Raw genomic sequence first — 13,269 nt, forward strand, 5'->3', positions numbered from 1 at the left:
AATGAAATACTACATAATTGCAGGTGAAGCTTCTGGAGACTTACATGGTTCTAACTTAATGAAAGAATTGTTTAAAGAAGATACAAATGCCGATATTCGTTTTTGGGGAGGAGATTTAATGCATGCTGTTGGTGGAACTTTAGTTACACATTATAAGGAACGTGCTTTTATGGGTTTTGTGGAAGTTTTAATGAACCTAAGTAAAGTTTTAGGCTTTATTAAATTTTGCAAAAAAGATATTGCAGCATTTAAGCCAGATGTAATTATTTTTATAGATAACTCTGGTTTTAATTTACGAGTTGCAAAATGGGCAAAAGAAGCTGGTTTTAAAACCAATTATTATATTTCGCCACAAGTTTGGGCAAGTAGAGCAGGAAGAGTGGAAGATATTAAAAGAGACATAGATAAAATGTTTGTAATTCTTCCTTTTGAAAAAGATTTTTATAAAAAATACAATTACGAAGTTTCTTTTGTTGGACATCCATTAATTGATGCAATTGCAGGTAGAACTCAAGTAAAAGAGAAGGAATTCCGAAAAATACATAGTTTAAGTAATAAACCCATTATAGCATTATTACCAGGAAGTAGAAAGCAAGAGATTTCGAAAATGCTGGCTGTAATGTTGTCTCTAACAGGAGATTTTAAAGATTATGAATTCGTAATTGCTGGAGCTCCAAGTCAAGATTTAAGTTTTTATCAAAATATAATTAAAGGTAAAGATGTAAAATTCATTAATAATAAAACACACGATTTATTAAGCGTTTCTTATGCTGCTATAGTGGCTTCTGGAACTGCAACTTTAGAGACAGCTTTGTTTAAAGTGCCACAAGTAGTTTGTTATAAAGGAAGCGCTATTTCTTATCAAATTGCCAAAAGAATTATAACACTTAAATTTATTTCTTTAGTAAATTTAATTATGGACAAAGAAGTGGTTAAAGAATTAATTCAGAACGATTTTACAACAAAAAATCTACGAAAAGAGCTAGCTAAAATTTTGGAAACAAAACATAGAGAAGAACTGTTTTTAGCATATTTCGATTTAGAGAAAAAACTAGGAGGAAAGGGAGCTTCTAAAAAAGTAGCCACAGAAATTGTAAACCAGTTTAATTAGATGAAAAAAGGTGTTTTCCTTGTTGTATTATTCTCTATGTTGATGAGTTGCTCGTCTTCGAAGAAAGTTGTTAAAACTTCGAATAAACCAATTTCGAAAGCTGATAAGATTGTTGCAAATGCCTTAAAATATCAAGGTGTTAGATATAAATTCGGAGGTACTACCAAAAGAGGAATGGACTGTTCTGGAATTGTATATGTTGCTTTTGGAGAAGAAAATGTTCAGTTGCCAAGAATTTCTAGAGATATTGCAAAAAGTGGAAAGAAAGTCCCTTTAAAAAAGGTTAAAAAAGGCGATTTATTATTCTTTAAAACCTCTAAAACTAAAAGAAGAATAAATCATGTTGGTTTAATTGTTTCCGTAAAAAAAGGAGTTATTCGATTTATTCATTCTACAACTTCTAGAGGTGTTATTGTTTCTTCATTATCAGAAAAATATTGGAAAAATGCCTTTGTAAAAGCAACTAATATTTTGTAATTTACTGTTTTATAGATGTTTGAAAAATATATAGTATCTTTAGCTAGCCATGAAAAAGCTAAAGAATTATTTACCCATGCACTTTACAGTGTTTTTAATTATTGGAATCCTTGTTCAATTTTATACGAAATTTTGGACATTTAATTTTCAAGAATCTTTCTCGATATTTTTAGTTCTTGCGCTTCTATTATTGATTAGAAATCGTTTTGTAACAACTATTTTAACCGCAATTATTTTCTTTAATATTGGAGTTTTCTCTGTTTTTATTACTGATGATACTAATTATGATAGTTATTACCAACATCATCTAAAAGCTGAGGAAAACGTTATACTTAAAATAAAAAAGATTTTAAAATCTGGAAATTATTCAGATAAATATGAAGCTGAAGTAATTCAAATTCAGCAACAAAAAACGATAGGAATAGTTTTATTAAATGTCCAAAAAGACAGTTTATATAATTCCTTAAAAGTCGATGATTTAATCGATTTAAAACCTGAGTTTTTAGCGATAAATCCACCATTAAATCCTCATCAATTTAACTATAAATGTTATTTAGCCAAACAAGGAATCCATCAACAAATATTTACAGAGAATAATCGTTTTTTAATATTAAAATCTCAAAGTACTACATTAGTGGGTTTGTCTGCAAAATTTAGAGATTTAGTACAAGAATCTTTAAAGAAATATTATTTTAAAGAAGACGAATTATCTGTAATAAATGCTTTGCTTTTAGGACAAAGACAAGGTATTTCAAAAGAATTAATTGCAAATTATTCTAGAGCAGGTGCAATTCACATTTTAGCAGTTTCGGGTTTACATGTTGGAGTAATATTGTTAATGCTTTCTTTTATCTTTAAACCTTTAGAAAGAATACAAAATGGAAAGTACCTAAAAACAATTATTATAATTTTTCTATTATGGGTTTTTGCATTTATTGCAGGACTTTCAGCATCAGTTGTAAGAGCAGTTACCATGTTTACTTTTTTAGCAGTTGGTTTAAGTTTTAAAAAGAAAAATGTTGTCTTCTTCTCGTTAGTTTCTTCATTATTTTTCTTACTAATTATAAAACCTATGTTTTTGTTCGATGTTGGGTTTCAATTGAGTTATCTAGCAGTTTTTGGTATTATTTGGGTGCAACCAAAATTGTATCAATTAATACAAGCAAAAGTGAAAATTTTAGACAAAATATGGCAATTATTTACAGTTTCAATAGCAGCTCAAATAGGAATTTTACCTTTAAGTATTTATTATTTTGAACAAATTCCAGGGTTGTTTTTGGCTTCTAATTTAGTAATTATACCTTTTCTAATGTATATTTTACTGGGTGGAATTTTAGTAATTATAACTTCGTTATTAAATATTTTACCACAATTTATGGCAGATTTATATGGAGTCGTAATTTCTTTGATGAACAATTTTGTAAGTTGGATTTCGCATCAAGAAGCTTTTTTATTCAAAGAAATATCCATCTCATTTTTATGGATGTTGGCTTGGTATGCTCTTATAGTTTTTAGTGTTGACTTTTTAATTCAAAAAAAACAAAAAAAATTAATAGCTGTTTTAATCGCGATTTTAGGAGTACAAAGTATTTATTTTTATGAAACTAAAAAAAATAAAAATAAAGAGGAATTAATTGTTTTTCATAAAAGTAGATCTTCTATAATTGGTGAAAGAACAGGCGAAAAATTATTATTACAACACGATTTAGATTCTATCGAATTTAAAGATAATTTTAGTATTAAATCTTACAGGGTTTCAGAAAGAATTTCGAAAACAAAAGCTGTAAACTTCAACAATTTCATTCAGTTTACAAACAAGAATATTTTACTGGTAGATAGTTTAGGAGTTTATCAATTTCGAGATTTAAAGAACCCAATTATTTTACTACAATATTCACCTAAAATAAATTTAGAAAGACTAATTAAAACAATAAAACCAAGTCAAATAATTGCAGATGGTTCTAATTATAAAAGTTATGTATTTAGATGGGAAGAAACTTCTAATAAACAAAAAACTCCATTTTTTTACACAGGTAAAAATGGAGCTTATATTCTAAAGTAATAACTATTTGTTCAATATTTATTCTGAAAATTCAAATTGAAATGTCTCTTGATATTTTACAAAATCTTCTTTACTTTTTATCTCTTTGTAAGCATCGCTTTTAAATAATTTTAAAAACAATTCTAATTGTTTTGGAGTTTTGTAACCAGGAATTGGAGCAATAAAATCGGCTTTTTCATCCAAGAAAACAATTGTTGGATATGCTCTCACTCCAAAATAAGCAGATAATTCGTGCCCAGAATTTCTGCCTCTTGCTTTTTTAGAATCGTAATTAGGGTTTTTATAGACCTTATCTTTAAAAGAAATTTCCTCATTTCCTTCAGCATTAAACTTTACAGCATAGTAGTTTTTATTTACGTATGCAGCAACACTTTTATTCTGAAAAGTATTTTTATCTAACATTTTACAAGGACCACACCAAACAGCATACATGTCCATCATAATTTTTTTAGGATTTGTTTTTTGAAGCTCCACAGCTTTTTCTAAAGTAATCCAATTTATTTTTTGAGCATTCGTTTGAAATACAAAGGCGGTTATTGCTATAATTGTTATTATTTTTTTCATATGAAGTAGTTCGCAAATGGTATGCCAAATTTACAAAGAATTTTAAAAATTAAATTTTAGATATTTTTAGCATAAAAAAAGCCTCACAATTTAACTTTGTGAGGCTTTTAAAATATTTTTTATTAATGAACGTTACCCATTAATTTTTTCATTAATGGAGAGAATAACAATACAATTGCTCCTGCTCCTAAGGCGTATAAAGCAATTAAGTGAAATCCATCTGTATAAACACTAAGTGTTTCAATCCCTCCAACATTTGCATCTGTACTCTCGATTGCTAATTGTTCAGAGATAAATCCTACAATTTGAAATGCGAAAGCAGATGATAAAAACCAAACTCCCATCATAAAAGCGACAATGTTTTTTGGAGATAAATCTGTAATTTTCGATAAACCTACAGGAGACATAAATAATTCTCCAATAGAAATAATAAAATACATTACTAATAAATAGGTAAAAGGAACCATCCCATTGGCATCTGCACTAGCACCACTTAAAGAAAGTATGTAAAAACTTGCACCAGCTAAAAGAAGTCCTAATCCAAATTTATAAGGAGTCCTTGGATTTAGTTTATTCTTAGCTAAATAACCCCATAAAAGAGAAATTGGAATTGCTAAAATTATAATAAACATTGAGTTTAAAGCATTTGTTTGACTTGCAGACATTATGCCATCTAAGGCAACATTTCTTGAGGCGAATAATGTAATTACACTTCCAGATAATTCATGAAAACCCCAGAATAAGGTCATAAAGAAAGTAATTAAAACTGCCATAAATAATTTCTTACGAGCAACAGAGTCTAGGCTATACATAATGTATCCTAAATACGCTAAAACTGCAAAACCAATAAACTTAAATATTCCACCAACATAATTTTGTTGCCAAGAAGAAAGTAAATATGCAATTACAGGTACAAATAATACTGCTATAATTGGGATTAATGTTTTTTGAGGTATTCCTATTATTTGTTTTTCATATATTTCCTTACTAGGTGGCATACCTTTATCTCCAAAAACGTTCTTTTTAATACCGCTCCAAAAGAAAATTAAACCTGCCATCATACCAATACCAGCCAATCCAAAACCATAATGCCATCCATATTCTGCAGCTAACCAACCACATAAAAGAGGTGCCACAAAACCACCAATGTTAATTCCCATATAGAAAATGGTAAAACCAGAATCTTTTCTAACATCTCCTTCTTCGTAAAGCGCACCTACAAATGTTGAAATATTTGGTTTAAAAAAACCATTACCAACAACAATTAAAGCAAGTGCTACGAAAAATGCAACATCATTTTCCACAGCCAACACAAAATGCCCAACTGCCATTAAAATTCCTCCTAAAAATATAGAGCTTCGCATTCCTAAAATTTTATCAGAAATCTGCCCACCAATAACAGTGGAAGCATACACCAAAGATCCGTAAGAAGCATATACAACAGCTGTTGCTGTGTCTCGCTCTGCAATTGCTTTAAATATTTCTTGAACCATGTATAGCGTTAACAACGCTCTCATTCCATAGAAACTAAAACGTTCCCATAATTCTGCAAAAAATAAGTAAAATAACCCTTTTGGGTGTCCAAACATTTGTGGATCTTCTGTAGTTGTACTAACTCCTTTGTCTAACATAATTATTATTTATTTCGGTTTGTTATTTTGTTTTATTTAGTAAATTTTCTTCTAAAAAGTTGGTCATTTTCGTATATAAATTCAAACGCATGTTTTTTCCTTTGTAAATTCCATGAGTTCTATCTGGTACAATAAATTGGTCGAATTGTTTATTGGCTTCAATTAAAGCGTTTGTCATTCTATAAGAATTTTGCACATGTACATTGTCATCTCCAGTTCCATGGACTAATAAATAGTTTCCTTCTAACTTATCTGCATAATTTATTGGAGAATTCTCATCATAACCAGCAGGATTTTCTTGTGGAGTTCTCAAAAAACGTTCTGTGTACACAGTGTCGTAAAAACGCCAAGAAGTTACTGGAGCAACAGCAATTGCAGTTGTAAAAATATCATTTCCTTTTAAAAGTGAATTTGTACTCATATGTCCACCAAAAGACCAACCCCAAATCCCGATATTATTTTTATCAATATAAGAACGTTCTGCCAACTTTTTAGCCGCTGTAATTTGGTCTTCAGATTCATATTTTACTAAATTTAAGTAGGTAGATTTTTTAAAATCACTTCCTTTAAAACCGGTTCCACGTCCATCTACACAAACCACAATCATTCCTTTTTGGGCTAACATATTATGCCAATAATCGTTACTTGCATTCCAGCGATTTGCTACTTGTTGCGAACCAGGTCCAGAATATTGAAACATTAATAATGGATATTTTTTATTTTCATCAAAATCCACAGGTTTAATCATCCACATATTCAATTCGTTTCCATTAATTTCAATGGTGGAAAATTCTTTCGGACTCATTTTATATTTCAATAAATCTTTTTGAAGTTTATTATTTTCTTTAATTGCTTTCAACATTTCTCCTTCAGCAGTATATAAAGAATAAATTGGAGGTGTTTTTGCAGATGAATAGGTGTTAATAAAATAATTTAAGTTGGTGCTAAAAGCAGCTTGATTTGTGCCATCTTTTTTACTTAATATTTTCTTGTTATTTCCATCTAAATCAATAGAATATACACCTCTATTGGTAGAGCCATTTTCTACAGATTGATAATAAATTGTTTTCTTGTCTTTATTAAAACCATAGTAATTCGTTACTTCCCATTTTCCTTTGGTAACTTGGTTGATTAGTTTTCCATAGAAATCATAGTGATAAATATGATTGAATCCGTCTTTTTCGCTCGTCCAAATAAAACTATTGTCTGCTAAAAAAGTTAAATTATCATGAATATCTACATAGGCTTTATCAGTTTCATTTAAAAGCAAAGTAGTCCTGCCATTTAAAGCATTTACTTTGTGTAATTTTAAATCATTTTGATGGCGATTCAAAGTCGTAGCAACTAAAATATTCGCATCATTAGACCATTTAATTCTTGGAATATATTCGTAATCGCCCAAAGCAATTTTCTTTGTTCTTTTTGATGAAATAGAGAACATGTGCAAAGTTACAACTGCATTTTTTTCGCCTGCTTTTGGGTATTTAAAAACTTGTTGCGTTGGGTAATTTCCAGTACCAACAATATCCATAGAAAAAGTTGGAACTTCGCTTTCGTCAAAACGTAAAAAAGCTAAATTTTTACTGTCCTTACTCCATTCAAAAGCTCTTACAAAACCAAATTCTTCTTCGTAAACCCAATCTGTAATTCCGTTAATAATACTGTTTTTTTTACCGTCTTTTGTAACTTTAATGACAGAATTATTCGCAAAATCTTTAATAAAAAGATCGTTGTTTTTTGCATAAGCAATCTTTTTATTGTCAGGAGAAAAAATAGGTTCTTGTATGTCTTTTCCAATTAAACTTAGTTTTTTGGAAGCAATATCATACGCATAAAAAGTACCTTTAAAAGAACGTCTAAATATCTTTTCGAAATTTGTTCCTAAGATTAATTTGGTTTCATCTGCATTAAAACTGTAAGAAGAAAAGCCGTCTAAATCTTGTAAATTTTTACTGTTTACAATAGTTTCTACTTTCTCTAAAGTTTGGTAACTATATTTATCTACTGTGGTTTCTTTGCTATCTTTATCGTAATTTAAAAGAGAATAAAAATCGCCATTCATGGAGTTTAAAGCGTTCATTCTATCTGTAGAAAAAGTACCATCCCAAATCTCTTCCAAAGAAATTTCTTTTGTTCCTTCACCTTCGTTAGAACTTGTTGTGTTCTTATCATTACAATTAGATAAAAGTAAAATAGTTGCTAAAATGAATAGTTTCTTCATCACAGACCTTAATATTTAATAAAAGTTTGCCAAGTTTACGGAAAAATCAACAAAAAAATGGTAAAAAAATGAGAAAAGTTGAATATAGTACGATGTTTTAGAGGATTCATTTATATTTGTTTAATATAGATTACAGAAAGATAAATGAGCAAAAAAATATCAGGTTTTTCCAAGTTTACAAAAGCGGAAAAAATCAATTGGCTAACAGAGAATTACTTAAACGAGAATCCAAATGCGAAATCTATTTTAGAACAATATTGGAATGAAGATGATGGTTTACAACAATTACATGACGATTTTATAGAAAACACCATCACAAATTTTTATTTGCCATTTGGAGTAGCTCCAAATTTTGTTATTAATAATAAAACCTATGTTTTACCAATGGTAATAGAAGAAAGTTCTGTAGTTGCAGCGGCTTCTTTGGTGGGGAAATTTTGGAGTACAAGAGGTGGTTTTACAACGGAAGTAATTTCAACAACCAAAATCGGACAAATACATTTTATGTATGCTGGCAAAAAAGCCGATCTAGAAACTTATTTCAACAAAAATAAAACAGAATTATTGGCATCAACAGCTTCCATTACTAAAAATATGGAAAAACGTGGTGGAGGAATTTTAAATATTGAATTAAAAGACAAAACCGATAAAATTGCCAACTATTATCAATTGCATGTAACGTTTGAAACCAAAGATTCTATGGGTGCAAACTTTATAAATTCCTGTTTAGAAGCGATGGCAAATGCTTTTAAAAATGAAGAAATTGAAGTGGTAATGAGTATTCTTTCGAACTACGTTCCAGAATGTTTGGTAAGGGCAGAAGTAAGTTGTAAAATAGAAGATTTAGGTGGAGAAAATCCAGAGAAATTTGCTGAAAAATTTCATCAGGCAGTACAAATTGCAGAAGTAGAACCTTATAGAGCAGTAACGCATAATAAGGGAATTATGAATGGAGTTGATGCGTTAGTTCTGGCAACTGGAAACGATTTTAGAGCTGTAGAAGCAGGAGTTCACGCATATGCTGCAAGATCTGGAGAATATACAAGTCTGTCTCATTGTTCTATTGAAAACGGAATTTTTAAATTTTGGATAGAACTTCCTTTGGCTTTAGGAACTGTTGGTGGATTAACAGGTTTGCATCCAATGGCGAAATTGTCTTTGGAAATGTTACAAAAACCATCTGCAAGAGAATTAATGCAAATTATGGCAGCAGCTGGTTTGGCGCAGAACTTTGCAGCTTTAAGAGCTTTAACTACGAAGGGAATTCAGCATGGACATATGAAAATGCACTTGCAGAATATTTTAAATCAGTTAGGAGCAAATGATACCGAAAAAGTAATTATTGAAAAATATTTCGATACTAAAACTGTTTCTCATAGTGCAGTTGTAAAAAAGTTGGAAGAATTAAGAGCTCCAAAAGTAAATTGGGTAAATTTTTTAAATTTTGAGAGTTTAAAAAACACACTTACGAACTTAAATGTGAATACGAAACCGCTTTTTGGAAAAATGAATGGACAACAAATGATAGAGCATTTGTCTTTTTTAATGAAAGTTTCTAACGGAAAAGTAAATGCAGATTTTTTTGTAGAAGATGGAAAATCGGCAAGAAGAAAAGCCTTTTTAAATACAGATGGCGAATTGAAAGTTGGTTTTAAAGCTCCAATGTTATCAGAAGAACCAATTCCTGCGAAATTTTCTACAATAAAAGAATCTATCAACGATTTATTTTTTCAAATTGAAGCTTTTCAAGATCATTTTAAAACCGCAAAAAATGAAAATCATCCTTTTTTTGGTGAGTTAGATTATGAACATTGGCAAAAATTTCATGTAAAACATTTTACACATCATTTTAAACAATTTGGGCTGGTTTAATAGTTTGTCATTCTTGTGTAGGCAGGAATCCAAAGTAAGTAAATTGATGAAAGAAAGTAGCTTATCAATATTGTAATAAAACAAATAAAATAAAAGGACATTATATTTCTTTTATTGTTTATAATTTGTATTAAATAATTTATGGTACAAATGATGATTAAAATGGGAGAATATAAAAACACCTATCTTTTTTAAAGATTGGGTTAGAAATATTTAAAGTATTAGTATGGATTCCTGCCTACTCAGGAATGACAAAAACAACTATCTTGAAAAACTATTATTCAAACGGAAAATTATTACTAACAGGAGAATATCTCGTTTTAGATGGTGCTAAATCCTTGGCTTTACCAACAAAATTCGGGCAAAATTTAATTGTTGAAAAAATTAAAGAACCAGAAATCATTTGGGGAAGTTTTACGAGCAAAGGCGAATGTTGGTTTGAAGCTATTTTCGATTTAAAAAAACTACGATTAATCTCAGCAACTTTTAATTCAGATAAAGAAGGAAGTGCAGATATAATTGCAGAAACTTTGTTAGATATTTTAAAGGAAGCCAAAAATATGAATCCAAAATTTTTGGAAACAGAAAATGGGTTTTTGGTAAAAACGGAACTCACTTTTCCAAGAGATTGGGGTTTAGGAAGTTCATCAACTTTAATAAATTCTATTGCGAGTTGGGCAAATGTAGATGCTTTTCAACTGTTATGGAATTCTTTTAAAGGAAGTGGTTACGATATTGCTTGTGCGCAAAATGATACACCAATATTTTATCAAATTAAAAGAGATTTCTCGACTTCGCTCGAAATGACACCGAAAGTAGAACAAGTTGAATTTAATCCGAGTTTTAAAGAAAATTTGTTTTTTGTGCATTTGAATCAGAAACAAGATTCTAAAGAAGGAATCGCAAAATTTAGAGAAAGTGGAGATGATTATCAGAAAGAAATAGAAAGAATTTCTGCTATTTCTGATGAGTTTTTAGAAGCAAAATCAATATTAGAGTTTAATAAATTAATTATTGAACACGAGCAAATTATCAGTTCAATTATCAAATTAAAACCAGTAAAAGAAAAATTATTTCCAGATTATTTTGGAGAAATTAAAAGTTTAGGAGCTTGGGGTGGCGATTTTGTAATGGTTACAGGAAATTCAACAACACCAGCTTATTTTAAAAATAAAGGATTTCAAACAATTCTTTCGTATTCAGAAATGATTAAGCCCACCTTAATCCTCCCAAAGGGAGGAAACTCAAACGTGAGTTAAAAACATATAAAAATTATAATTAAAGTTTTTGGTGGAGTTTTGATACAAAATCATAATATTTTTAATTGAAAGCATTCGTAAAACATGAAAATAGAAAATAAAGATAAAAGCAAGAGTGAATTTTCCCTTTTGGGGAATAAAAAGGGGCTCATTGTTATTATTGGAGGAGGAGCAGCAGGATATTTTACAGCAATAAATGCGAAAGAAAATAACCCAGATTTAGACATTATAATTCTCGAAAAAGGGAAAGATGTTTTACAAAAAGTAAAAATTTCTGGAGGAGGAAGATGTAATGTTACGCATGCATGTTTTGAACCAAAAGAATTGGTTAAATTTTATCCAAGAGGAGAAAAAGAGTTATTGGGTCCTTTTCATCAATTTATGACAGGAGATACTTTTGAATGGTTTGATGATAGAGGAGTTCCATTAAAAATAGAAGATGATAATCGTGTTTTTCCAGAAGCAAATACGAGTCAGGCAATTATAGATTGCTTCCAAAAAGCTGTTGATAAGTTGCAAATTAAAGTGTTGACAAACAATGGTGTAAATTCTGTTTATGAACAAGATAATCAATGGGTTGTTAACACAAAAGAGCAGGTTTTTAAAGCAGATAAATTAGTAATTGCTGCTGGAAGTTCCAAAAAAGTGTGGGAGTTATGTGAAACTTTAGATCATTCTGTAATTGAGCCTGTTCCGTCTTTATTTACGTTTAATATCAACGATAAAAGAATTGTAGATTTATTAGGAATCGCGGTTCCAAATGCAACTGTTAATATTGTGGGCACAAAATTAGAAGCGTCAGGACCTTTGTTAATTACACATTGGGGCATGAGTGGTCCAGCAGTTTTAAAATTGTCTGCTTTTGGCGCGAGAATTTTGGCAGATAGAAAGTACCAATATAATATTGAAGTAAATTGGCTCTCAAGACCCACTGATAAAATATTAAACGTTTTACTAAATTTAAAAAAGAAAGAACCTCGAAAAACGGTAATTTTAAAATCGCCTTTTGCAGAAATCTCAAAAAGATTGTGGGAACGTTTTGTAAAGTTTTCTGAAATCGATGCAAACCAAAATTGGGCAGATTTAAATTCTCGTCAATTAGAAAATTTGGCAAATCAATTAACAAAAGGGGTTTACAATGCAAATGGTAGAACTACTTTTAAAGATGAATTTGTTACTGCTGGAGGAATCGATTTAAAAGAAATAAACTTTAAACGTTTTGAAAGTAGAAAACACAAAAACCTCTTTTTCGTTGGCGAAGTTTTAAATATTGATGCTGTTACTGGCGGTTTTAACTTCCAAAATGCATGGACAGGTGGTTTTATTTGTGCAAAAGCATTGGCTGAAAAATAACGTCATTACGAAAGAGGTACGATTGAAGCAATCTGTTAATCTAATTAAAAGATTGCTTTGCACCTCGCAAAGACTTTAGAGATTACTAATACTTAAATCCCTAACCACTAAAAACTAATTATGGCATTAACAGAATCAAACAATTTTTCAATTGGAGCAAAAGCACCCGATTTTACTCTACGAAATACAGTAAACGATAAAATGGTTTCTTTAACCGAAGTAAAAGGCGCAAAAGGAACTGTAATTATGTTTATTTGTAATCATTGTCCGTTTGTAATTCATGTAAATGCTGAGTTGGTAAAAATGGCGAATGAATATCAACAAAAAGGCATTGGTTTTATAGCAATTAGTTCTAATGATATTGAAAATTATCCTCAAGATGCACCAAAATACATGAAGCAAGTTGCAGAAAAGCAAAATTATCCTTTTCCGTATTTGTTTGACGAAACTCAAGAAATAGCAAAAGCTTATGATGCAGCTTGTACACCAGATTTTTATGTATTTGATAAAAATTTAGAATCTGTTTATCATGGACAATTAGACAATTCTAGACCCAATAATGGAGTGCCAATAACTGGAAAAGATATTAGAAATGCTTTAGATAATTTGCTGGAAAATAAAGTTGTTATAGAAAACCAAAAACCAAGTGTTGGTTGTGGGATTAAGTGGAAGTGATTTTTGAGTTTCGTTAGCGTATTTATGTTTTGGAAAGTTGCGAT

At 29.9% G+C, this 13,269-nt stretch carries 10 protein-coding genes and 1 pseudogene; 8 read left to right on the plus strand and 3 right to left on the minus strand.

Annotation, left to right across the window (positions count from 1 at the left end; genetic code table 11):
- The first annotated feature begins 1 nt into the window (after window position 1).
- The 3 genes from lpxB to H9I45_RS13535 are packed head-to-tail and all read left to right on the plus strand — an operon-like array spanning window position 2 to window position 3,650.
- Window positions 2-1,111, plus strand: coding sequence for a lipid-A-disaccharide synthase (gene lpxB, locus H9I45_RS13525; protein WP_088353986.1), 1,110 nt, complete (start codon window positions 2-4; stop codon window positions 1,109-1,111).
- On the plus strand, window positions 1,112-1,588 hold the full coding sequence (locus tag H9I45_RS13530) for a C40 family peptidase (protein WP_088353987.1): 477 nt from the start codon (window positions 1,112-1,114) through the stop codon (window positions 1,586-1,588).
- Window positions 1,589-1,637: 49 nt separating this feature from the next.
- Window positions 1,638-3,650, plus strand: coding sequence for a ComEC/Rec2 family competence protein (locus H9I45_RS13535; protein WP_088353988.1), 2,013 nt, complete (start codon window positions 1,638-1,640; stop codon window positions 3,648-3,650).
- A gap of 18 nt (window positions 3,651-3,668) precedes the next feature.
- Here H9I45_RS13535 and H9I45_RS13540 read toward each other — a convergent pair whose 3' ends face one another.
- The 3 genes from H9I45_RS13540 to H9I45_RS13550 all read right to left on the minus strand — a co-directional run bounded on the left by H9I45_RS13540 (window position 3,669) and on the right by H9I45_RS13550 (window position 8,066).
- Complete coding sequence (locus H9I45_RS13540) at window positions 3,669-4,214, minus strand: thioredoxin family protein (protein ID WP_088353989.1); 546 nt, start codon at window positions 4,212-4,214, stop codon at window positions 3,669-3,671.
- 122 nt (window positions 4,215-4,336) lie between these two features.
- On the minus strand, window positions 4,337-5,845 hold the full coding sequence (locus tag H9I45_RS13545; RefSeq protein WP_088353990.1) for a peptide MFS transporter: 1,509 nt from the start codon (window positions 5,843-5,845) through the stop codon (window positions 4,337-4,339).
- 22 nt (window positions 5,846-5,867) lie between these two features.
- Window positions 5,868-8,066 carry a S9 family peptidase gene (locus H9I45_RS13550; protein ID WP_088353991.1) on the minus strand — a complete coding sequence of 733 codons (2,199 nt, stop codon included), beginning with the start codon at window positions 8,064-8,066 and terminating at the stop codon, window positions 5,868-5,870.
- 144 nt (window positions 8,067-8,210) lie between these two features.
- Between H9I45_RS13550 and H9I45_RS13555 the strand changes: the two are divergent.
- The 5 genes and pseudogenes from H9I45_RS13555 to H9I45_RS13570 form a co-directional block, all read left to right on the plus strand.
- Window positions 8,211-9,476 (plus strand): annotated as a pseudogene (locus H9I45_RS13555) (hydroxymethylglutaryl-CoA reductase, degradative); the annotation flags it as partial.
- Window positions 9,477-9,728: 252 nt separating this feature from the next.
- On the plus strand, window positions 9,729-9,938 hold the full coding sequence (locus H9I45_RS16500; RefSeq protein ID WP_496559629.1) for a DUF1569 domain-containing protein: 210 nt from the start codon (window positions 9,729-9,731) through the stop codon (window positions 9,936-9,938).
- Between the two features lie 266 nt (window positions 9,939-10,204).
- Entirely contained in the window at window positions 10,205-11,197 is a 993-nt protein-coding gene (locus tag H9I45_RS13560) for a GYDIA family GHMP kinase (RefSeq protein ID WP_254712585.1), read from the plus strand.
- Between the two features lie 84 nt (window positions 11,198-11,281).
- Window positions 11,282-12,550, plus strand: coding sequence for a BaiN/RdsA family NAD(P)/FAD-dependent oxidoreductase (locus H9I45_RS13565; RefSeq protein ID WP_088353994.1), 1,269 nt, complete (start codon window positions 11,282-11,284; stop codon window positions 12,548-12,550).
- Window positions 12,551-12,670: 120 nt separating this feature from the next.
- Complete coding sequence (locus H9I45_RS13570) at window positions 12,671-13,225, plus strand: thioredoxin family protein (protein ID WP_088353995.1); 555 nt, start codon at window positions 12,671-12,673, stop codon at window positions 13,223-13,225.
- Window positions 13,226-13,269: the final 44 nt, after the last annotated feature.

Origin of the sequence: Polaribacter haliotis (assembly GCF_014784055.1) — a bacterium.
Taxonomy (GTDB): domain Bacteria; phylum Bacteroidota; class Bacteroidia; order Flavobacteriales; family Flavobacteriaceae; genus Polaribacter; species Polaribacter haliotis.

Excerpts from the sequence above, each read along its gene's own strand:
- H9I45_RS13550 (WP_088353991.1), bottom strand. The coding sequence starts at position 8,066 with ATGAAGAAACTATTCATTTTAGCAACTATTTTACTTTTATCTAATTGT.
- H9I45_RS13540 (WP_088353989.1), bottom strand. The coding sequence starts at position 4,214 with ATGAAAAAAATAATAACAATTATAGCAATAACCGCCTTTGTATTTCAA.
- H9I45_RS13565 (WP_088353994.1), top strand. The coding sequence starts at position 11,282 with ATGAAAATAGAAAATAAAGATAAAAGCAAGAGTGAATTTTCCCTTTTG.
- H9I45_RS13545 (WP_088353990.1), bottom strand. The coding sequence starts at position 5,845 with ATGTTAGACAAAGGAGTTAGTACAACTACAGAAGATCCACAAATGTTT.
- H9I45_RS16500 (WP_496559629.1), top strand. The coding sequence starts at position 9,729 with ATGTTATCAGAAGAACCAATTCCTGCGAAATTTTCTACAATAAAAGAA.
- H9I45_RS13530 (WP_088353987.1), top strand. The coding sequence starts at position 1,112 with ATGAAAAAAGGTGTTTTCCTTGTTGTATTATTCTCTATGTTGATGAGT.
- lpxB (WP_088353986.1), top strand. The coding sequence starts at position 2 with ATGAAATACTACATAATTGCAGGTGAAGCTTCTGGAGACTTACATGGT.
- H9I45_RS13570 (WP_088353995.1), top strand. The coding sequence starts at position 12,671 with ATGGCATTAACAGAATCAAACAATTTTTCAATTGGAGCAAAAGCACCC.
- H9I45_RS13535 (WP_088353988.1), top strand. The coding sequence starts at position 1,638 with ATGAAAAAGCTAAAGAATTATTTACCCATGCACTTTACAGTGTTTTTA.